The organism is Haliea atlantica, from assembly GCF_054779855.1.
Window position 1 is genome coordinate 291,015 of sequence record NZ_BAAGXL010000005.1, and the last position, 19,952, is coordinate 310,966.

General features: G+C 61.1%; 18 protein-coding genes and 2 pseudogenes. 12 read left to right on the forward strand and 8 right to left on the reverse strand.

All coding sequences use genetic code 11. The features are described from left to right. Nucleotides 1-108: 108 nt before the first annotated feature. Nucleotides 109-438, forward strand: a complete 330-nt coding sequence (locus tag ACYVGS_RS06530; RefSeq protein ID WP_460587862.1) for a DMT family transporter — start codon at nt 109-111, stop codon at nt 436-438. Between the two features lie 263 nt (nt 439-701). Then, nucleotides 702-1,073: a GreA/GreB family elongation factor gene (locus ACYVGS_RS06535; protein ID WP_460587863.1), complete on the forward strand. Its 372-nt coding sequence runs from the start codon at nt 702-704 to the stop codon at nt 1,071-1,073. A gap of 256 nt (nt 1,074-1,329) precedes the next feature. Here ACYVGS_RS06535 and ACYVGS_RS06540 read toward each other — a convergent pair whose 3' ends face one another. Beyond that, on the reverse strand, nt 1,330-2,055 hold the full coding sequence (locus ACYVGS_RS06540) for a DUF429 domain-containing protein (protein WP_460587864.1): 726 nt from the start codon (nt 2,053-2,055) through the stop codon (nt 1,330-1,332). 133 nt (nt 2,056-2,188) lie between these two features. On the opposite strand from ACYVGS_RS06540, the gene ACYVGS_RS06545 reads away from it, so the two are divergent. After that, complete coding sequence (locus ACYVGS_RS06545; protein ID WP_460587865.1) at nt 2,189-3,676, forward strand: FAD-dependent oxidoreductase; 1,488 nt, start codon at nt 2,189-2,191, stop codon at nt 3,674-3,676. On the opposite strand, the gene ACYVGS_RS06550 is transcribed toward ACYVGS_RS06545, so the two are convergent. Continuing rightward, entirely contained in the window at nt 3,633-4,511 is an 879-nt protein-coding gene (locus ACYVGS_RS06550; RefSeq protein ID WP_460587866.1) for an SDR family NAD(P)-dependent oxidoreductase, read from the reverse strand. The two genes, ACYVGS_RS06545 and ACYVGS_RS06550, sit on opposite strands and share 44 nt — an antisense overlap. A gap of 187 nt (nt 4,512-4,698) precedes the next feature. Here ACYVGS_RS06550 and ACYVGS_RS06555 point away from each other — a divergent pair, with 187 nt between their 5' ends. Beyond that, a complete protein-coding gene (locus ACYVGS_RS06555; RefSeq protein ID WP_460587867.1) occupies nt 4,699-5,307 on the forward strand; it encodes a TetR/AcrR family transcriptional regulator in 609 nt (202 codons plus the stop codon). Nucleotides 5,308-5,456: 149 nt separating this feature from the next. Next, nucleotides 5,457-7,073: a L,D-transpeptidase family protein gene (locus ACYVGS_RS06560; RefSeq protein WP_460587868.1), complete on the forward strand. Its 1,617-nt coding sequence runs from the start codon at nt 5,457-5,459 to the stop codon at nt 7,071-7,073. A gap of 77 nt (nt 7,074-7,150) precedes the next feature. Here the strand turns inward: ACYVGS_RS06560 and ACYVGS_RS06565 are convergent, their stop codons facing one another. The 4 genes from ACYVGS_RS06565 to ACYVGS_RS06580 all read right to left on the reverse strand — a co-directional run bounded on the left by ACYVGS_RS06565 (nt 7,151) and on the right by ACYVGS_RS06580 (nt 10,275). Continuing rightward, nucleotides 7,151-7,618, reverse strand: coding sequence for an LEA/WHy family protein (locus ACYVGS_RS06565; RefSeq protein WP_460587869.1), 468 nt, complete (start codon nt 7,616-7,618; stop codon nt 7,151-7,153). A gap of 34 nt (nt 7,619-7,652) precedes the next feature. Beyond that, nucleotides 7,653-9,164 (reverse strand): FAD-dependent oxidoreductase, encoded by a 1,512-nt coding sequence (locus ACYVGS_RS06570; protein WP_460587870.1) that lies wholly within the window; start codon nt 9,162-9,164, stop codon nt 7,653-7,655. A gap of 68 nt (nt 9,165-9,232) precedes the next feature. Next, a complete protein-coding gene (locus ACYVGS_RS06575; RefSeq protein WP_460587871.1) occupies nt 9,233-9,673 on the reverse strand; it encodes a hypothetical protein in 441 nt (146 codons plus the stop codon). Next, the gene (locus ACYVGS_RS06580) at nt 9,670-10,275 is read right to left on the reverse strand and encodes a hypothetical protein (RefSeq protein ID WP_460587872.1); all 606 of its coding nucleotides are present in this window, start codon (nt 10,273-10,275) and stop codon (nt 9,670-9,672) included. Before ACYVGS_RS06580 ends, ACYVGS_RS06575 begins: the two co-directional genes overlap by 4 nt. A gap of 309 nt (nt 10,276-10,584) precedes the next feature. On the opposite strand from ACYVGS_RS06580, the gene ACYVGS_RS06585 reads away from it, so the two are divergent. The 5 genes and pseudogenes from ACYVGS_RS06585 to ACYVGS_RS06605 form a co-directional block, all read left to right on the forward strand. After that, nucleotides 10,585-11,517, forward strand: a complete 933-nt coding sequence (locus tag ACYVGS_RS06585; protein WP_460587873.1) for a metallophosphoesterase family protein — start codon at nt 10,585-10,587, stop codon at nt 11,515-11,517. 38 nt (nt 11,518-11,555) lie between these two features. Continuing rightward, entirely contained in the window at nt 11,556-12,128 is a 573-nt protein-coding gene (locus ACYVGS_RS06590) for a YqiA/YcfP family alpha/beta fold hydrolase (RefSeq protein ID WP_460587874.1), read from the forward strand. 901 nt (nt 12,129-13,029) lie between these two features. After that, the gene (vapB, locus tag ACYVGS_RS06595) at nt 13,030-13,260 is read left to right on the forward strand and encodes an AbrB/MazE/SpoVT family DNA-binding domain-containing protein (RefSeq protein WP_460587875.1); all 231 of its coding nucleotides are present in this window, start codon (nt 13,030-13,032) and stop codon (nt 13,258-13,260) included. Beyond that, entirely contained in the window at nt 13,260-13,661 is a 402-nt protein-coding gene (gene vapC, locus ACYVGS_RS06600; protein WP_460587876.1) for a PIN domain-containing protein, read from the forward strand. The genes vapB and vapC overlap by 1 nt, the downstream gene beginning before the upstream one ends. A gap of 84 nt (nt 13,662-13,745) precedes the next feature. After that, a pseudogene (locus ACYVGS_RS06605) lies at nt 13,746-14,039 on the forward strand (transposase); the annotation flags it as partial. 130 nt (nt 14,040-14,169) lie between these two features. Here ACYVGS_RS06605 and ACYVGS_RS06610 read toward each other — a convergent pair. Together ACYVGS_RS06610 and ACYVGS_RS06615 are read right to left on the reverse strand one after the other, a co-directional pair. Next, a pseudogene (locus ACYVGS_RS06610) lies at nt 14,170-14,586 on the reverse strand (transposase); the annotation flags it as partial. A gap of 158 nt (nt 14,587-14,744) precedes the next feature. Then, the gene (locus tag ACYVGS_RS06615) at nt 14,745-15,368 is read right to left on the reverse strand and encodes a TetR family transcriptional regulator (protein ID WP_460587877.1); all 624 of its coding nucleotides are present in this window, start codon (nt 15,366-15,368) and stop codon (nt 14,745-14,747) included. A 204-nt stretch (nt 15,369-15,572) separates the two neighbouring features. On the opposite strand from ACYVGS_RS06615, the gene ACYVGS_RS06620 reads away from it, so the two are divergent. Then, complete coding sequence (locus ACYVGS_RS06620) at nt 15,573-16,796, forward strand: efflux RND transporter periplasmic adaptor subunit (protein WP_460587878.1); 1,224 nt, start codon at nt 15,573-15,575, stop codon at nt 16,794-16,796. Continuing rightward, nucleotides 16,793-19,942, forward strand: a complete 3,150-nt coding sequence (locus ACYVGS_RS06625; protein ID WP_460587879.1) for an efflux RND transporter permease subunit — start codon at nt 16,793-16,795, stop codon at nt 19,940-19,942. Before ACYVGS_RS06620 ends, ACYVGS_RS06625 begins: the two co-directional genes overlap by 4 nt. The last annotated feature ends 10 nt before the right edge of the window (nt 19,943-19,952 follow it).

Here is a 19,952-nt window from a genome sequence, read left to right on the forward strand (position 1 = left end):
CCGCGGCGACAGGGGCACTAAAATCCCGGGGGAGGAGGACGACCTCCTGCCCCATTGCGGGGTTCCACTTCCAGGACGGCCTGGCCCTGACAGTACAAGGAGGGTCAGATGGCCTGGATCTATCTTTTTGTCGCCGGTTTGCTCGAAATACTCTGGGCCACTGCCATGAAGCAGTCCCAGGGCTTTAGCCGCCTGCTGCCTTCGCTGATCATGCTGCCCGCCATGCTCGCCAGTTTCTGGCTGCTGGCTATCGCCATGCGTTACCTTCCCCTGGGTACCGCCTATGTCGTCTGGACTGGCATCGGTGCCCTGGGCACCTTCCTGGTCGGAGCCCTGGTATTTGGTGAGCCGCTGAACGGTACACGAATGCTCGCCGCCGTCATGATCGTTGCGGGTCTGTTACTGATGCAGCTGTCGGGTGGAGAGGCGGCACACTAGAGGGTCTGGCGTCGCGATCGTCGGGATTTGCTTTCCCTGCGGGGAAGGGCTATGGTCCAGCGTCGTTCAAGGTTTTCGTGCTTATAGCGGGAGCTCTTCCATGCGTCCTCGGGCGTACTCTGTACAAATCCTCAAGGCCCCCACCTTCCCCTGTTAAGCCAGGCGCTCGCGGGCGCCTGGCAGTCTGAGTGTCCTTATCCAAAACACATTACGGCGATAGCCGCGCGTGTCTCTGCGGCTGTGCGCTGCTGCGTGGGAGTCTGATGATGTCAGCCATTTTCCTGAATTCACTGCGGGCCTTTTGTGACCGTGTCCGCGTCTACAGTCAGCCGGTCGAGCTGTCCCGGGTATTCGATCAGCTCGAAGCGCTCGAACTCGACGGCAGGGGGGCGGCGAACAGCGGCAGGGTTGCGCGCCTGGGCAGCCGCCTCCTGCTGGATGATCTGCGCTATGGCGAACAGGCCGAGTTGACCCTGGTGGCCCCGGAGCAGGCCGATCCCGAGCGAGGGCTCATCTCGGTGTTTTCACCCCTGGGGGCTGCCCTGATTGGTGCCCGTCTGGGGGATATCGCGCAGGTTGACCTGGGCGGGCAGTCGCACCGCTTTCTGCTGGTGGATATTCGCGACGAGACTTGACCCAATTTCCTCGAGAGAAGGAGGTGCATTCGCCATGAAGTCCTTTCTCTGCCGCACACAACATTGTGATACCGGGAGGAAGCGCGGCAGCCCGGTGGTGATTTGATTCTCTGGAGGTGATGTTATGAGCAAGGAGAAGCCGAAAAAGGCACCGCAAAAAAGCCTGAAGGAAAAGCGCCGGGAGAAGCGCGACAAGCGTCAGTCTGGTGACTGACCTCCTTGGCCGGGCCGAGTGCCCGGCCATTTCGTTTGGTCGTCAGGTACTGCTGAGGTCGGGAAAGATGATTTCCATGGTCAGGCCAGTACGGTCCCTTTCGCCGTTTTCAGGGATGTGCCGCCAGCTTGCAGGTAGCGATGCGGTCAGCGCGCAGACCGTTGCATCGAGTACATCGTCGCGGGCCAGTTGCGATCGCGGATAGCGTATCAGCATGTTGTCCAGGAAAGGCCTCACATCGGGCAGATGACGGGCCAGCAGTGCAAGTCGCTCCTCGAAGCCCGCCTGGCTGCGTTTGGCATGCTGCATGGGGCGGCCGTGATTGAGTCCGTAGAAGCAGAGTTCCGGATGTGCCTCCCGGAGACGCTGGCGGGCGCTGTCGGAGGTCTGCAGCAGTCGATCCGCTTCCCGGATTTTCCCGCAGATGTTCCAGGTCTGTTTGCTCAGCCCTTTGCCGCTAAGTGCTCGGCTCAGGGCGTTGGCTTCCGCATAGGCCCCGGCCTCCAGCAGCTCGCGAATGGGCGCGCTGAATACGCTGGATGCCCGCTTGCCCAGGTGCTGTCTCGCCAGCACGTCACACTGCCGCGGCCCCTCCGAACCGACCTTGAGACCGATCGGGATATCGACCAATACGTTGCCCGCCCGGCCAGCGGCCTCGACCAGGGACGAGAGGCTTGGGTAGAGCTCGCCCGACAGTTTTTCCTCCTCCAGGCCCACGCAGAACCAGCCGGCTCGGCAACCATCCACGCCGAAGTGGCGAGCTGACATTGGCGGAGCTCCCGAGTCCGTTCAACGATCCCCAGTCTAGCCTGTGGAGTGACAGACACGCAGCCTTCGTTTACCTTTTGTCGCAAGTGCTTCGCCAGCGGCGATCCGATCCACGCGCAAAGGAAACAGAATAATGAGCCAGGATGATGAGGAAAGCTGCGACGTTATCGTGGTTGGTGCCGGCGCTGCCGGCTACGCGGCAGCCCTTGCGGCCCATGAGTCGGGTGCGAGTGTGCGGCTGATCGAGAAGTGTGGCCCGGACACCGCGGGTGGCAACACTCGATTGTCCGGGGGCGGCTGGTTCGTCAATCGCTCGCCAGAACGTGCCGCGATATATCTTCGCGCCCTGAGCGAGGGTTTTCCCCTGCCGGAGGATGTGGTGGCCAGCTGGGCGCGCGAAACCGCGTTGAATTCCGACTGGCTGCGCGGGCTGGGTGCCCAAATCGAAACCAGCGACAGCGTGCACACCGTGCCCGAGTATCCCGAGCTCGACGGCAGTGACTGCTACGCCGGCATGGATACGGTCGACGGCGTGCTGGGCAGCGAGCGTCTCTACACGTTTTTGCACAATGCGGCCCGGGCGAGAGGGATTGAGGTCTGCTACGACTCGCCCGCCAGGGAGCTGATTGAGGATCCCGAGAGTGCGGAGATACGGGGGCTTGTGGTGCAGCGCAATGGCGCCGAGAAGCGCCTCCTGGCCCGCGGTGGCGTGGTACTGGCTACCGGTGGCTTTGAGGCCGATGCGGACCTGGTGCGTACTTATCTGGGGCTGGCGGATGTCGTGCGCTGGGGCACGCCGGCCAACACCGGGGACGGGTTGCGCATGGCGCAGAAGATCGGCGCGGATCTTTGGCACATGCAGAGCGCGATGACCATCACCGGCATTCGCGGCGAGGGTGAGGCGGGCTATTACCTGGCCATGCCCCGTGCCGTGGGCCCGCACAGCTACATCTACGTGTCACCCGATGCGCGCCGCTTTGCCGACGAATCGGCGGGCCCGCGACACGGGCATGTGCGGCAGCACGGGCGTTACGAGCGTTTTCCGATGCAGAGCCTGTTTGTGATCTTCGACGAGAATCTGCGCAGTGCGGGCCCCTTGAGCCCCCCTCCCGACCTGCTGCCGATTGGCTGGCAGGCCCTGATGAAAGGCTACCACTGGAGTCACGACAACAGCATCGAGATCGAACGGGGCTGGATTCAGCGCGCGGACACCCTCGCCGAGCTGGCGGATCTGCTCGGGCTCGACGCAAGCCGGCTGGAGCAGACCGTGGAGGCCTACAACACCGCCTGCCATACCGGGGTCGACCACCAGCTCGGGCGGCGCCCGGAGACCCTGCATGCCATCAGTCAGCCGCCTTACTACGGTTTCCATGCGCCGCCGCTGCTGGGATGGACCAATGGTGGCCCCCGGCGCGACGGGCGCTCGCGAGTGCTGGATACCTTCGGCAAGGTCATCCCCGGCCTCTATGCCGCGGGCTCGGTGAGTTCCACCTACAGCTGGTGCAAGGACGGGGGATTCCACATTGCCGATGCCCTGGCCTTTGGACGGATAGCCGGGCGCGAAGCGGCGGGGCGCGTCAATCCACGCCCTGAACACCCGTCCCGGTCACCTCAGGGATAATGGTCCAGGGGCCCGAGGGAATCCGCTGGAAGCCCGCGGCGGCGAGGCCACCCCCGTCCACATTGATGGTGGAGCCATTGACCCAGGAGGACAGCTCCGTGGCCAGGAAGACCGCTGCCCCGGCGTGGTCGTCGGGTCGACCGAAGCGGTTGGAGGGCAGGGTGCGGGTCAGGTAGGCAGGCTTGCCCAGCAGCTCTCCGGCGTGGCCCGGCTTCAGCAGATATTCCAGTGGCACCTGTTCGGAGTCGGTGGTCTCCGGCGCAATGGTGTTGACCCGGATATTGTCGTTGGCCAGCTCCAGCGCCATGGTGCGGGTGAATCCGGTCACCGCATGCTTGCAGCAGGTGTAGATGACATTGTAGGGGTTGGCGCGGAAGCCCTCGATGGAGGAGACATTGATGATGCTGCCACCCTCGCCGCTGCGGCGCATCAGGGGCAGCGCTGCCTTGGTGACCACGAACAGGTGGCGCAGGTTGATCTGATAGACCTGGTCCCATTCCTCCTCGCTCATCTGCTCCAGTGTCTTGACCATGCCCAGGTGATCGCCGACGTTATTGACCAGGATGTCCAGTCGCGCGTAGCGCTTGTCTACCTCGGCCAGGAAATCGGCGACTTGTGCACTGTCGCGGACGTCGGTCTGTGACACCAGTGCATCGACCCCGGCATCGGCGAGCTCGGCCCGCAGTGCCTCGACCTTTTCTGCGCTGATTTCCGCCACGGCGATTTTTGCACCCAGTGCACCATAGGCCTGCACGATGGCGTGTCCGATGCCGGCGCCGCCGCCGGTGACCAGGGCCACTTTGCCTTCGAGAGAGACGCTGTCCTTGTTCAGCATGTTTGTGCTCCTTTTGATATGCGGGTGCAGCCAGTGGGGCGCTTCGCCCGACCGGACTGGTGGTGTCATTGGAATTCAGCTGCCAGGCACGTTACCCTTCCGGACATATTTCGTCAAATATGTCCGGTCTCCGTGTCAGGGCCCCGCTCCTGCGGGGGCGCAGCCCGCTACCGAGGTGCAATACGCTATGGCTAAAGCCACATGGCGCGACCGCGTCACAACAAGACAGCGCATCCTGGAAGCCGCTGCACTGAACTTTGTTGCCCAGGGCTATCGCGACGCGCGCCTGGCAGCGGTTGCCAGGAGTGCGGGCGTCTCGCGCTCGACACTCTACGAGTACTATCCCGGGAAAGAGCAATTGTTGATCGCGCTCAATCACCAGTTGATCGAGGTACTGGTGGCCCAGGTCAGGGATACCCTGGAAAGCGCCTGTTCCCCGCTGGCCGGTATCCGGCAGTGGCTGCAAACGGGGGTGGAGCCCGAAGCCATACACCGACCGTTGCTGAAGATTATCTATGCGGATGATGTGCAGCCGAGTCTGCTGCTCGATCGCGAGGCCACGCGGCGCTCGATTCGCGACGCACAGAAATGGGTGCGCCGGGCCCTGCGCAGGGGTATCGACGCGGGCGAGTTGCGTGAGGATCTCGGCATCCCGGAAACGGCACACAGCCTGCAAAATCTGCACAGCCTGTTTACCCGTCAGGCGGTCGCGGACTACCCCCTGTTTGACTTCGGTCCCGACAAGGGGGCGACCACGATCGATATTGTGTTGCGGGGCCTGAAGAGGCCCATATGATAGTGACGGGATGGTCGCGATGGTGTGGCCGGAGGTCGGCCAAAGCCAGTGGTGTGCACGAGTGCGACCAGCAGGCAGGTTTCCGCGGGAGGTGCCGCATGCAGGGAAATACCAGGATTTTGCGGTCGGGAGCGCTTCTGGCATGCTTCATGCTGTGTTGTGTCGCAGTGGCCCGCGCTCAGCTGGCAGATGCCGAGGCGATTCGCGCCTACCTGGAGGGCCTCGACGCCGGTGCCGAGCCAGTGGTGTCCGGGCGCCGCCTCGAGCGTCCGGAGGTCCTGTCACAGGTCTATCGCTCGCGCGATCATGCACCCGTATGGTTGCCCGAGGCGCCCCTGGAGGAAGCCGTCCCCGGACTGCTGGCGGCTATCGACGAGTCGGCTTCCCACGGGTTTGTGCCGGCCCGCTATCACCGCGCCGACATCGAGCAGCTGTGGGCGGCACAGCCAACTGACTTGCCGCGAAGGCTGGCTCTGGAGCTCCTGCTGACTGATGCCTTTCTAACCCAGGCACTGCACCGTTCGCGGGGCGTCGTGGCGCCTCCCGATCTGGATGAAAACTGGCGCCTGCCGCCCACCGAACTCGATGCGGCTGCGCTCCTTCAGGTGGCGGCGCGGGAGGGGCACTCCGTGCACCCGGTACTGCAATCGCTGTGGCCCACGTCGGCGGACTATGCGCTTTTGCTTAAGCGCCGTGCGGAGATCCTGTCCATGGAGGCGGCAGAGTCCGTGTCGGTCTCACCGGGTCCGCTCCTGCGACCGGGTGACAGTGGTGAACGCGTGCTGCAGCTGAAACGCCGGCTGCTCGGCCCCGGCGACTACACGCCGGAATACGATGCGGGTCTGCGCCGGGAAGTCATTGCCTTTCAGCTTGCCGCCGGCCTCGACGCCGATGGCGCCGTGGGAGCGAACACACTCGAAGTGCTGAATGCCAGCCGGGTTTCCTGGATTGACCGGATCGATGCCAATCTTGAACGCTGGCGCTGGTTGCCGCGGGAGATGCCTGAGACCTACTTGCGCGTGAACATCGCGGCCTACACCTTGCGCGCATTCGAACAGGGCGAACCGACGCTGTCGATGAATGTCATCGTGGGCAAGCCCTACCGCCGCACGCCGGTCTTTGCCGAAACACTGAAATACATGGTGCTCAATCCCTACTGGAATGTGCCCTTCAGTATCGCGACCCGGGACAAGTTGCCCCTGCTGCAGGCCGATGCGGTGGCAGAGGCGGAGAAGGGCTTTGAAGTGCGTCCCCCGGCGAAGGATGTGTTTGTGCCGGTCGACGCGATCGACTGGACGCCCGTGACCCGGCGCAGTTTCAACTATCTGTTGCGGCAGAAGCCGGGCCCCGAGAATGCCCTGGGCAACATCAAGTTCATGATGCCCAATCCCTACGCGGTCTACCTGCACGACACGCCGAGCCGCGAGCTGTTCGCGCGACAAGAGCGCAGTTTCTCCTCCGGTTGTATTCGTCTGGAGCAGCCTTTGGAGCTGGCCAGGTGGCTGCTGTCCCGGGAAGCTCACCCCCAGGCAGAACGTATTGAAGCCCTCATGTCAGCCCGGGAAACCCTGACGATCAATCTGAAGCGGCCGGTGCCCACCTACCTGGTGTACCTGACGGCTTTTGCAACGGATACCGGCGAGATTGCCTTCCGTCGCGATATCTACAGTCGCGATGCGGTGCTGGTGGAGGCGTTGAGGGTTTCGGCAGCGAAAAGCGCTGAGGCCACAGCGCTTGATAATAATGGGACTGTGTCCGCGTCGTAAGTGGACGTTTGTCTTTTACCGGATGACGTGACTCCGGGTCAGTATGGTGCCAAGCTGCTCTTTGGATGTTTTTCTGCTTATGGCGTTATCTTCAATGTCTCGGCCCGCTCAAGCCGCAGTGCCCGCAGAGCACCGTCGACCGACAGTTTGGCCCGCAGGGTGTAGGGCAAGCCCTGCTCTGGCGGGTTAGCCAGCAGGTCCCTCACCAGCGCGAGCGACCCCAGCACACCAGCCGCCGCCTCCAGTTCCAGCTTGCCCTCCCCATAGGCGGGGATACGCACCGCCTCCGCGCTGACCCCCGAGAGAGCCCGTTGCTCGCGCAACAGCACTTCGTAGTGAATGCCGTTGATCTTCAAGGGCACGGCGTTGGGATTTAGGATACGCAGCTGCAGTAGAAAGCGTGCCTCCATGCCACTGGAGGGCAGCGCCCGAAAGCCGGTCAGTTCGACTTCAGGCTCGTCGAAGTCACGCAAGGGGGTCGCGCAGGCGGAGAGCATGGCGACGAGGCAGAGAACGATAAACAGCCGGGTTTGGTGTCGAAGCATGGTGGTATCCAAAAAGGGTAGGGGCAGTTTACGCTCAAGGGCTCGCGTGAGTGCGACTTGCCGAATGTCTGCCAGCACGACGGCCGAAGAAGGAGGCCTCGCCCAGGCAGGTGCCGGAGGCATAGCCATTGCTGTCCTGAGCCAGGTTGGAGGCACAGGCGCCCGCGGCGTAGAGCGCGGGAATAGCGTTACCATCTGCATTCAACACCTGACCGTTTTCATTGACCCGCAAGCCGCCAAGGGTAAAGCCGGTATAAACCGCGCGGCCAAAGGACAAATCAAAGGCAGCCCAGGGCGCCTCATCCAGGGGCTTCAGCCACTTGGGGTGCTTGTGGAATTCCGGGTCCTCGGCACGGGCAGCGTGGCGGTTGTAGTCAGCCAGGGTGGTTTGCAGGCTGCCCGGTGGCAGTTGCAGGCCCGACTCCATGGCCTCGATGGTCTCGAAGCCGTCCACCAGCGCTTGCTGGGTCAGCGAGGCAAATTGGGGGTAGGCGAAAATGGCCGCGTCCACGATGAGGTACACCGTGCCGCCTGGCTGTCGCGTGCAGTGAATGCTGCTGCGACTGTGGTAGGAATCTTCGGCGACGAAGCGCTGCCCGAGGCGGTTGACCAGGATACCCTTGAGCAAGTCTTCGGGCGGGTAGAAGGGTGAGGTGATGAAGGCTTCCTGCATATGCTCGGTCGCCCCGCCTGCGGCCTGCCCGAGTCGAATACCCACGCCGTCATCATGCGGGCTGCCCTGGACATAGGCGTGTTCAAGGATGGGCACATGTTGCCTGACCATCTCGGGGTTCTGGCCGAAACCGCCAGCGGCGAGAATGACGGCATTGCGCGCGCGTAAATTGAGCGTCTCGCCGAAGCGCCGCGCCTGCACGCCAACGATCTGTCCATCCTGATGCAACAGGCTGCCTACCGCTGCATTCGCAATCACCCGGGCGCCCAGCGCTTCCGCCCGTTCGGAAAGCATCTTCAGGGCAAGGGCGCCACCACCTTCCTCGCCATCGAAGGCGACCTTGTGCCCGCGGGGTGCAGGTGTGGCGAGGTCGCGATAGGGCCAGACCTGCTCATTGCCGGTCCAGATCAGGCATTCGCGGCCCGGTTGCACGACGTTCTTGGTCGGGTAGTAGCTGCGCTCAAAGGGAATGCCCTGCGCTTCGAGCCAGTTGAAATGCGCGACACTGCCCTCGGCATAAAGGGTGATTTTCTTCTTGTTGGGAGTGGGGGAGGTCGCTTCCAGGTAGGCTGCCATGGCCTCTGGGCTGTCCTCGAATCCACAGGCCGTTTGTACCGGGGTACCGCCGCCCAGGTAAAAGTGGCCGGAGGCGGCAGAGGTGCTGCCGGTGCAGCCGGATGTGCGCTCCACGACAGTGACCGAGGCGCCGGCTTCCAACGCCTCGATGGCCGCGCAGGCGCCCGCCATGCCGAAGCCTACGACCAGGACATCGGATTCATCGGACCAGTCCTGAATCTCGGCAGCATCTCGGAGCAATGGGGCCTCGGTTGCCGATTTAGCCGAATCGGCGCTACTCAGGGGCTGGTCTGGCATGGGCTATGGTCCTTATCGTTTTGGCTTTCGGGCGCAATGACGCTGGGTCTGGACAGGCATTATGGCCTTCAGAAGCGCAGTTCTTCCACATCCAGGTAGAAGCTTGAATACAGCATGCCGTCGAGCAGAACGAAACCGGCCCGTCCGGCATCCAGCCAGAGATCTTTCTGTCGCAAGTCAATCTGAAAGGCGAGGATATCCAGCTGCACGCTGAAACCTGAGTCGGCATCGCTGTCATCCTCGGCCCCCTCGCTTTCCACACTCTCTTCAACACAGCGATCGATCTCGAGCGGCTCGAACCGGAGCAGAAGGTGGTATCGGGCCAGCCACGCGACGTAACTGGCCAGCTCGGGTGAAAAGGGCGAGGCGGGGTGCAGCATCAGGCCCCCGCTCGTAGGACGCTCGTCCTGCCTGGGCAGGATAGCCAGGGTCTCAGCTGACAGAGGATGAACAATACTGGCCTGGCGATGACGCGGATCAAAACGAAAGCAGGCAAATCCAGCGCTCATCGGTAGTCCTCCCGGGAAATATTCAGCTCTCTCCAGTCCTTTTGCGCAATGGTTCGACAGGCGAGGCGGGCGATCCAGTTGTCCGGCTGGATCAACCATTCCGGCAGATCGTCGCACTGCAGGTGCTTGTCGCGGAATTGCAGGTGTCCATCGGCGCGAAATTCGGGTTTTGCCAGACATTGGCTGCCGAGCGGAATTTCGTCCTGTACTTCAACCTGGCGCAAGAAGGTGTCGGGTTTGCCAGCCCAGATTCTCTCCTGCTGGAACTCCCGGGCCAGCCGAACCAGGTTGCGATGCAGGGTTCCACGCTTGTCCAGGTCCAGTGGAATGTAGAGAGCGTCGGTGAGTTGCGCTGGACGCTCGTGACGGCCCTGTTCAGCAGGCCAGACCAGGGTGCAGGGCAGGCGGATCATGGGGAAGCGTGCATTCCGCAGGCGCTCCTGCAGTGACCAGCTGCGCTGCAGTCGGGCGCGTGGCAGCAGGTGCCGGGCCGGCCCCATCAGGTTGGCCGTGATCAGTCCATAGTCGTGGGTTGCCAGCAGCTCGGCAAGATTGGCCGGCAGGGGTTGGGGGTTGCCCGGGGGCAGGGGGAAGTTTGACATGCTCAATTCCTCAGAACGTAGGTATTAACCGCCATCGGACCGGGAAGCACTGCTTCGTCCGATGACATCACCGTGCCCGCGGTCAGAGACCGGGGCGTCTGAGGCAACTGCATGCCTTGAGGTCCAAAGCGTACCATGCCGTCGCAGCGGGTGGCCAAGGCGGCCGCGCGCGACCTGTCGCCTTTTCAGGCAGGTGTGTTCAGCCAAGAAGTCAGAAATGGCCTCTGCTGGCTGACTCTGAGTGTCGTGTTTTGCTAACCTGTCCTGTTTTGTTACGGCAATACGGATTCACGGAAGAAGGAAGCGCACATGTACGACATCATCGGCGATATCCACGGCTACGCCGCGCAGCTGAAGCAGTTGCTGGCCAAGCTCGGCTACAGCGAGAGAGCTGAAGGCTGGTCCCACCCGGAGCGGAAGGTCATCTTCCTTGGGGACTTCGTCGACCGGGGGCCGGAGCAAGTGGAAGTGGTCGAGATCGCCCGCCAGATGGTGGAAAGCGGTAGCGCCCTGGCGGTGATGGGGAATCACGAGTTCAACGCCGTGGCCTATGCCACGCCTGATCCGCGTAATGAGGGAGAGTACTTGCGCCCTCGAACCGAGAAGAACCGTAAGCAGCACAGCGAGTTCCTGCGTCAGGTCGGAGAGGGCAGTACCCAGCATCGAGAAATAGCGGACTGGTTCCGCACCCTGCCGCTGTGGCTGGACCTGGAGGACTTTCGCGTGGTGCATGCCTGCTGGCACGAGGAACACCTGGCCGGCCTGCGTCCTTTTCTGGGGCGGGCCAATGTGATCAAGCCCGAGGCCTGGCCGGATCTGACGGCCAAGGACACGGGACCTTTCGAGTCCGCCGAGGTCATCCTGAAGGGCCTGGAGATCCCCCTGCCGGATGGGGTTTCTTTCAAGGATAAGGACGGCCATGTGCGAACCAATATCCGCACACGCTGGTGGGAAAAGCGGCGGCTGAGCTTCCGTGAGCTGGCCATTGCACCTACCGAGGTGATTGAGCGCATTCCCCACGAACCGGTCCCGGATGACGTGATCCCGGGCTATCACGATGAGAAGCCAGTGTTTGTCGGCCATTATTGGATGCGGGGCGAGCCGGAGCCGATGTCGGATAAGGTCGCTTGCCTAGATTACAGTGTGGCAGCCGACAAGGGCGGGAAGCTGTGTGCTTATCGCTGGGATGGCAATGCCGAGCTTTCCAGTGAGCGGATGGTGTGGGTGGAAAGAGCGGTTTAGCATTGATTGATAGGTCAGGCAGGCAGAGGAGGCAGAGAATGACTAGCGGAGACACAGACAAGCCCATCAGGATCATGTATTTGCATGGCTATGGCAGCCGTTTCGACCCACAAAGCGACAAGATGCAGATCCTGTCCCGGTTGGGAGAGGTCTTTGGCCCGGACCTGGATTACGGGCAGGGGCCTGACGCCGTCCTGTCTGCCGCAATCGACTTCGCGCGCCGCGAGCACCCCGAACTGGTTATCGGCACGTCAATGGGCGGATGGCTGGCCAGTCATGTCGGGGCTGCGCTGGGCATCCCCTTTGTTGCCCTGAACCCCGCAATCCAGCCCGCACAGACCCTGCGCAAGTATATCGGGCACACGGTCAATTACAGCGGCTTTGATGCCACGATTGACGCGGATGCCGTCGCCGCGTACCCGGATTTTCAGAAGGACAGCTTCTCAGGATTGGTTTTGTGCGAGGAAGGCGATGAGGTTCTGGGTGCGGGGGAAACAATGGTTTTCCTCGAAGGGCATCACGATGTCCGTCTGTTGCCAGGGGGGAGCCATCGGTTTTCCTGCCTGTCATCGCAGTTGGATTCAATACGAAATCACGTTAGTAGCAACTAAGTGGATTGTCAGTCATAGGCCTGGTGAGTAGATGTCGACACAGGCCAGCTTGCCGGTCAATTTACGGTAGCAAGGCGGATTTCGGACGAGAGTTCTTGCCTGGAATCCTGGGTCCGAGCTTTAAGGGCTACTGTCTAGGCTTTGTATGACCATACCGAGTCTAGGGTGGAGCCGGTGGGGCAGAACCCATTCGCTCCAAAAGTGTTACCCATGTGCTCGGAATAAAGTGCAACCTATGTGACCAGAATGCACCCAGGTTTTATTGGCCCGCCCGTCAGGATTCGAACCTGAGACCTCTGCCTCCGGAGTCCAAAAAATATGGTCGTAATCCAGGCGATATTTTCTGGGCTCAGTCGGTCTCAATTGGTGTTAAATCGCTGAAGGCCGCGTAATCTCTGGGTTTTTTTTGGTGACAAAAGATTACGCTTTACGTCGATCAAAATCCTGATGCGAGGGCGCGGCCAGCAAAGTGTAATGTTCGTGGGCACAAAACGAGATGCCTGATCTTGACCTTTAGCCGCCGGCCAGACCATGCGTCGCGGCCGCCGCCGACATTCTTGCAGCGGGTGACCAACGATAGTGGCCCGGCGGCGGCTTGGCAAGCCTATGGGATTTAGAGTGTGTGGCAAGGGGGGGGGCGAACTGGAGCCCCATGCCTGCCTGCGGCACATCTCACGCGGTTACCGTTGGCGTCGACGCGCTGAAGGTGCTGCTGTTCATGAACAGTAACCCGGTGTATATCGGCGAGCGGTGATCCAGCACGGAGTGCTTTTAATGCCTGCAAAGTTCCGAGTTAAAGCCGTCAGAATCCTGTGATCGCCAGGGATATACTGTTGACATATCCCTGTGTCGGTACTAGATTGGGATATACCCATGGTATATACGGTGAGAGGTGCAGCCAGTGGAACGAGCAAGCATTTTCAAAAGCAATAAAAGCCAGGCACTACGGCTTCCGAAGCCAGTAGCGTACCCGGACACGGTTAAACAGGTGGACATCGTTGTCCAGGGCCGGGCCAGAATCATCACGCCTGCTGGTGAATCATGGGACACCTGGTTTGACGGTGAAGGTGTTTCTGACGACTTCATGGCAAGTCGCGAGCAGCCAGACCACCAAGAGCGTGAGGCCTTTTGATGCTGAAGTACATGCTCGATACCAACATCGCCATATATACCATCAAAAACCGGCCACAAGAGGTCCGGGAGGCATTCAAGGCACATGATGGTCAGATGTGTATTTCAGCGGTCACGCTGATGGAACTGATTTACGGAGCGGAGGCCTCTGCGGCTGTTGATCGCAACTTGCGTGACATTGAGGGGTTTGCCGCCCGCCTGGAGGTTCTGCCTTATGATAACGACGCGGCGGCCCATACGGGTCAGCTTCGGGCCGAACTCCGGAAAGTGGGGCGCCCGATTGGGCCATACGATGAATTGATTGCTGGTCATGCTCGTTCTCAGGGTCTGATTGTTGTTACGAACAACACAAAACAGTTTGAAAACGTGCCCGGCATACGTCTGGAAAACTGGGTGAAGTGATTGAATATTGGTCTATGAAACAGCTAGATAGATTCAATTGTTGGTTGCCACTCAAAACTGACCTCCGGTGGGTCAATTTTGGGCGGCATTCAACACCCTGTTGATGGCCATCCGATTCACAAGTCTCGCAAGGCGAAGCAGTACATTGAGTCCCAGAAGGGCATGCTGAAGCTGTTCTTCTTACCTCCATATGCGCCGCACCTGAACCCTGATGAGCTGGCATGGGCCCATGTAAAGCGTGATGTCTCGAAACGAGTCGTTGAGAGCAAAGAGCACATGAAGCGGCTGGCCATTAGCGCACTGCGAAGGCTGCAGAAATTACCCGAAATCGTGAGCTCATTTTTTCGACAACCCGAATGTCGATACATTATCGAGTGACATTACTTTCGATAACGTTAGTAACGCAGCTCGCTGCTACGGTCCTTGCCCAGCCAGCGGAAGAACCGCAGCAGGGTCTTCACCTTCCGTTCCTGGCCAATCCACAACGGCCGCCGGCAGTCGGCGTCAATTCCTGGACACTGAGAATATGCCGATACCCCTCCTGATCAACACCAACGCCTACCAGGACTGAGACATTCCTCACCTCTCCAGCCCAACTCCGCTTCAGCACGATGCCGTCCAGGTAAACGTAGGGGTACTCACCCTGGATCGGTCGATTACGCCAGGCCTCAATGTGCTTGTAGACCTTCTTGTTCAGCTTGCTGACGGTGCCGGAGCTGACCCGGGTGCCCCACAGGGCTTCGGTGATGTCCTCAACCCGACGGACCGAGACGCCGGCCAGGTACATCTCCATCAGCGCCTCTTCAATCGAGGTCTCGCGACGCTTGTAGCGTTCGATAATGGCCGTCTCGAAGGTCTGCTTGCGCAGCTTCGGCACCTTCAGGGTGACTTCGCCGGCCTTGGCGTGGAATTTACGCTCATAGTGTTGGTTGCCACTCAAAACTGACCCCGGGTCAGTTTGAGTGGCAACCAACACCCGCGAGTAGGAAATTCAGGGTGCGGGATGTGACCTCACCCCCGGCAAGCCTGGCTGCAGCCTCGGGCAGACCGTCCGTGGCCACCTGCGGGTCGGTGAACTCGTCGTTACTGTGTTTTGATCCGGCCTATTTTTAGTGGCTCGAAATAACATCCAACCAGTGCTGATGCATCGTTCGGCATACGATAACGGTGCGGCGAGCCCAGGTAGTCGACATGAAGCCCAATCACGTAAGCATATAAAGAAGTCGCGAGTATGTGCGGTTTGCCGGTGTAAGTGATCTGGTCGCGATCCTGGAGTCTGGCGAAGAAGTGCGTCAGTGATTTTATGTTCTCGTCTTTAATCGACTGCTCGCGGGCAACTATCTCGGTCATATCTTCCGTATGCTCGCATTTCAGGTACAGGATCGTGTAGACGCGGCGCAGTCGTGCGTTGTGGTGAAGTTGAAGCAGCGCCGCGGTGCATAGGTCCTCCAAGTCATCGAGGGTGTCCGCGGTATCGAGAACCCGGTGCAGGGCGCTTTCCAACGGCATTCGTACACGTTCCACAACGGCATTGAACAGGTCAGCCTTGTTCTCGAAATGCCAGTAGATCGCGCCTCGCGTCACGGCCCCGGCGCGCGCGATTTGCTCCAATGTGCTGCGGGCGACGCCCTCCTCGAAAAAGACATGCTCTGCCGCATCGAGGATGCGTTCACGTGTCTGCTCGGCTGCTGCTCTCGTTCGTCTCATGAGTTCACACTTCCATATTCACTGCATCCAAGGGTGCCACACTTGGAAAATTATTAACATACATCCAGTAATGTATGTTAATGTTCGCCTGCACGCAAGTCCGCTTTACCGGTGAGCTGTGGATGATGACCATGCCCCCCGGCAGCCGCGAGACCCTTTTGGCGTGTGTGCATGTCCGGCAACCAGCGACTCAAGGAGACACCAATGGCGTGTATGTTTCGTTATAGCATTCTGCCTCTTTCGATGGCGATGGTTTTGCTGCTGGCTGGCTGTGATGACAGACCGAAGCGGGCGGAAACCGCGCCACCACCGGAGGTCGGGGTGGTTGAATTGCAGCCGCAACGCGTGGTCTTGCCCATGGAGATGCCGGGGCGGATCACTGCCTTCCGAGTCGCCGAGGTGAGGCCGCAGGTTTCCGGGATTTTGCAGGAACGCCTTTTCCGGCAGGGCGCTCAGGTAAAAGAGGGTGAGGTCCTGTACAGGATTGACCGGAACCGCTATCTGGCTGCGTACCAAAGGACTGAGGCAGACTTGGAGCGCGCGCGTGCCGAGTTGCGCCAAGCGCAACGGGAATGGACCCGTACTTCAAGGATGTTCGAGAAGAATGCGGTCAGTGAGCGAGAGCGCGATCAGGCGCTGTCCGCCCTTGAGTTTGCGCAGGCCAATGTCGCCAGCGCCAGGGCCGCCGCAGAGACCGCACGTATCGAGTTGGACTATACCGAAGTCAAAGCTCCCATCGGTGGAAGTACGGGACCGACGCTGTACACGGTCGGCGCGCTGGTGACGGCAAGCCAAGCGCAGCCCCTGACGCGCATCGTCCAGCTCGACCCGATCTATGTCGATATCCAGATGCCGGTGGAAAAGCTGAGCGGCATCCGTAGGTCTTTGGCAGCGGCCGAAACTTCCGCGGAGAATCCTGACCAGAGGGAAGTTGAGCTGTTGCGTGAGGGCGACAGGATCTATCCGCATCGTGGGCGCCTTGATGTCGCTGACGTGACCGTCGATCGGGGAACCAGCGCCGTTGTGCTGAGAGCCGTGGTTCCCAATCCGGACGGCGAGCTCCTGCCGGGCATGTACGTGCGCGTCCGCCTGCGGGAGGCGGTGCAGGAAAATGCGATCCTGGCGCCGCAACAGGGGGTCACCCGTGACTCGCAGGGAGGGGCGACGGCACTGGTCGTCAACGACGAGGACCAAGTCGTACAGCGCCAGCTTGAGGCGGCGCGTGCGATCGGCGGATTCTGGCTCGTGGAGAAGGGCCTCGAGCCTGGTGACCGTCTGATCGTGTCGGGCCTCCAGAAAGTGAAACCGGGTGCCGCCGTCAAGCCCGTGACGGCGGATATTCCGCTGACGCCATCGCCGCGCCCGCACGACACCGGCATGGATGGCGCGAAGACGAGCCCCGTAGATGAAGGAGGCGATGCCCAGTGATCAATTTCTTTCTTTCGCGGCCCGTTTTCGCCTGGGTGCTGGCGATCGTGACCATGGTCGCCGGCGTGATGGCGATTCTCGTGTTGCCTATCCAGCGCTATCCCACCGTCGCGCCGCCGGCCGTCGAGATTCAGGCCGATTATCCGGGGGCCTCGGCCGACACGGTGTCGAACACCGTGGTGCAGGTTATCGAGCAGGCGATGACCGGGATCGATAATCTGCTCTATATGAACTCGACCGCGGACTCCTCCGGGCATGCCGCCGTCACGCTGACCTTCGCGGCAGGCACTGATCCGAACATTGCCCAGATGCAGGTGCAGAACAAGCTCAAGCTGGCCGAGCCGCGGCTTCCTGATCTGGTGCGTCAGCAGGGGATCAGCGTCGAGAAAGCGAGCAGCGGCTTCCTGATGGTGATGGCCCTCGCCTCCACCGATGGACGCCTCAGCAAGCAGGATCTGGACGATTTCATCAGCTCCGAGCTGGTCGAGCCCATAGGCCGGGTGACCGGTGTGGGAAGGGCGCAGGTATTGGGATCGGAATACGCGATGCGAATCTGGCTCGATCCCTCCGACCTGACCAAGTACGGGCTGACCGTCGCCGAAGTGATCGCCGCCATCGAGGCGCAGAACGCCCAGGTCACCGCCGGCCAGCTTGGTGGCCTGCCGGCCGTGGAAGGCCAGCAGCTCAATGCCACCGTGACCGCCCAAACCCTGATGAGCTCCCCGGAGGAGTTCCGCACTATCCTGCTCAAGAGCAACCCGGATGGCTCACGAGTACGCCTGGAAGACGTGGCCCGTGTCGAACTGGGCGGCGGCACGGTTCACACCGACGCGTTTTACCAGGGCGAGCCGGCTGCCGGATTTGGAATCACTCTGGCGCCGGGCGCCAATGCGCTGGAAGTGACCGACGCCGTTAAATCCCGTATTGAGGAGCTTGCGCCTTACTTCCCGAAAGGGGTGGAGGTGCTCTATCCGTATCAGACCGCGCCGTTTGTAGAAGCGTCCATGGAGGCGGTGATCGACACCATCATCGAGGCGATTGCCCTGGTGGTCCTCGTCATGCTGCTGTTCCTGCAGAGCTGGCGCGCTACCCTGGTCCCCGCCATTGCCATACCGGTGGTGCTGCTCGGCGCGTTCGCCATCATGGCGGCATTCGGCTTTTCCATCAACATGCTCACCCTCTTCGGCCTGGTCCTGGCGATCGGTCTGTTGGTGGACGATGCCATCGTTGTGGTGGAGAACGTGGAGCGGGTGATGCATGAAGATGGCCTCGGTCCGATGGAAGCGACCCGCAAATCCATGGGGCAGATCGCCGGCGCGCTCGTCGGGATCGGCGTCGTCTTGTCGGCTGTCTTCATACCTATGGCTTTCTTCCCCGGCTCCACGGGGGCGATCTACCGCCAGTTTTCCCTGAGTATTGCCGGAGCGATGGTGCTTTCAGTCCTCGTCGCGCTGATTCTGAGCCCCGTGCTGTGCGGGCGCGTGCTGAAGCCCTCCCACGAACGGACCCTGATGCAGCGGCTATTCGGGTGGTTCGAAACCGGGTTGCAGCGTTTGACCCGGCGCTATGTCTGGCTGGTCGAGCATACCGTTCGTTATGTCTGGCGCTATAGTTTCATTTTTCTGGGCATCGTCGGCGTGGTCGCTGTCCTCTTCATGCGATTACCGAGCGGCTTCCTGCCGCCCGAGGACCAGGGTTTCGTCTGGCTCCAGTATCAATTGCCTCCCGGCGCCACTCAACAACGGACCATCGATGCGATGGAGTCGATCGAGAAATACTTTCTGGAGCAGGATGCGGTGGAGGGCATCTTTATAATCGCCGGTTCCAGTTTTGCCGGCAGCGCACAGAACGCCGGGCGAGCGTTCATCAAATTCAAACCCTGGAGTGAACGTGACCCCGAGACTCAAAGTGCCGGAGCCATCATTCAGCGGGCGAATCAGGAGCTCTACGATCGGGTGCGTGACGCGCGCGCGTTCACGTTCAACCTGCCTCCGATCCCCGCTTTGGGGCAGGCGCTGGGCTTCGATTTACACTTGCAGGATCGCGGAGCCATCGGCCACGAAGCCCTGATGCAGGCTGAGGGACAGTTGCTGCAGCGCGCGGCGCAAAGCCCCATTCTCACGAACGTGCGCCCGAACGGCTTGACCGATAATCCGCGCTACAAGCTCGACATCGATCGCGAGAAGGCACAGACCCTGGGCGTGTCGCTGGCGCAGATAAACCAGCTCCTGTCGGTGACCTGGGGCTCCCGTTACATCAACGACTTCCTGCATGAGGGGCGGGTCAAGCGGGTTTATGTTCAGGGTGATGCTCCTTTCCGGATGCTGCCAGAGGACTTCGACGAATGGTACCTGCGAAACACCGACGGCGGCATGACCCCCTTGAGCGAGCTGATCAGCGGCCGCTGGGAGTATGGCTCGCCGCGGCTCGAGCGTTTCAACGGACTTCCATCGCGCCAGATCTTGGGCGAGCCGGCGCCGGGCTACAGCACGGGCGAGGCAATGGCCGAGATGGAACGGCTGGTCGACCAACTGCCTGAGGGTGTTGACATGGCCTGGAGTGGTATGTCCTACCAGGAGCGGCAGGCGGGAGTTCAAGCACCGCTGCTCTATGGACTGTCGGTTTTGGTGGTGTTTCTGGCGCTGGCGGCCCTCTATGAAAGCTGGACGATACCGATTTCCGTCATGTTGGCGGTTCCGTTGGGCGTCCTTGGGGCGGTGCTCGCCGCCATGGTCCGTGGCATGCCCAATGATGTGTTCTTCCAGGTCGGCATCCTGACCACCGTCGGCGTGACGGCACGCAATGCCATCCTCCTGGTGGAGTTCGCCCGGACGCTGGAAGATCAGGGGATGGAGCTGATCGAGGCGACCAAGGAGGCTGCGCGCGTCCGCTTGCGGCCCATTTTGATGACGTCGGTGGCGTTCAGCATGGGTGTGGTGCCGCTCGCTTTTGCCACCGGGGCCGGTGCCACCACACGGATCGCCATTGGCACGGCGGTTCTCGGCGGGATGATATCTGCAACGATACTGGCGACCTTCTTCATTCCGCTCTTTTACGTCGCGGTTCGCCGTGTCACCGATTTCTTCAGCCAGCGCATCGGTACCACAGCGTCCCAACAGTCGGAGAAGGGGGCACATCGTGAATAGGGGATTGTTG

Excerpts from the sequence above, each read along its gene's own strand:
- ACYVGS_RS06530 (WP_460587862.1), top strand. The coding sequence starts at position 109 with ATGGCCTGGATCTATCTTTTTGTCGCCGGTTTGCTCGAAATACTCTGG.
- ACYVGS_RS06535 (WP_460587863.1), top strand. The coding sequence starts at position 702 with ATGATGTCAGCCATTTTCCTGAATTCACTGCGGGCCTTTTGTGACCGT.
- ACYVGS_RS06540 (WP_460587864.1), bottom strand. The coding sequence starts at position 2,055 with ATGTCAGCTCGCCACTTCGGCGTGGATGGTTGCCGAGCCGGCTGGTTC.
- ACYVGS_RS06545 (WP_460587865.1), top strand. The coding sequence starts at position 2,189 with ATGAGCCAGGATGATGAGGAAAGCTGCGACGTTATCGTGGTTGGTGCC.
- ACYVGS_RS06550 (WP_460587866.1), bottom strand. The coding sequence starts at position 4,511 with ATGCTGAACAAGGACAGCGTCTCTCTCGAAGGCAAAGTGGCCCTGGTC.
- ACYVGS_RS06555 (WP_460587867.1), top strand. The coding sequence starts at position 4,699 with ATGGCTAAAGCCACATGGCGCGACCGCGTCACAACAAGACAGCGCATC.
- ACYVGS_RS06560 (WP_460587868.1), top strand. The coding sequence starts at position 5,457 with ATGCTGTGTTGTGTCGCAGTGGCCCGCGCTCAGCTGGCAGATGCCGAG.
- ACYVGS_RS06565 (WP_460587869.1), bottom strand. The coding sequence starts at position 7,618 with ATGCTTCGACACCAAACCCGGCTGTTTATCGTTCTCTGCCTCGTCGCC.
- ACYVGS_RS06570 (WP_460587870.1), bottom strand. The coding sequence starts at position 9,164 with ATGCCAGACCAGCCCCTGAGTAGCGCCGATTCGGCTAAATCGGCAACC.
- ACYVGS_RS06575 (WP_460587871.1), bottom strand. The coding sequence starts at position 9,673 with ATGAGCGCTGGATTTGCCTGCTTTCGTTTTGATCCGCGTCATCGCCAG.
- ACYVGS_RS06580 (WP_460587872.1), bottom strand. The coding sequence starts at position 10,275 with ATGTCAAACTTCCCCCTGCCCCCGGGCAACCCCCAACCCCTGCCGGCC.
- ACYVGS_RS06585 (WP_460587873.1), top strand. The coding sequence starts at position 10,585 with ATGTACGACATCATCGGCGATATCCACGGCTACGCCGCGCAGCTGAAG.
- ACYVGS_RS06590 (WP_460587874.1), top strand. The coding sequence starts at position 11,556 with ATGACTAGCGGAGACACAGACAAGCCCATCAGGATCATGTATTTGCAT.
- vapC (WP_460587876.1), top strand. The coding sequence starts at position 13,260 with ATGCTGAAGTACATGCTCGATACCAACATCGCCATATATACCATCAAA.
- ACYVGS_RS06615 (WP_460587877.1), bottom strand. The coding sequence starts at position 15,368 with ATGAGACGAACGAGAGCAGCAGCCGAGCAGACACGTGAACGCATCCTC.
- ACYVGS_RS06620 (WP_460587878.1), top strand. The coding sequence starts at position 15,573 with ATGGCGTGTATGTTTCGTTATAGCATTCTGCCTCTTTCGATGGCGATG.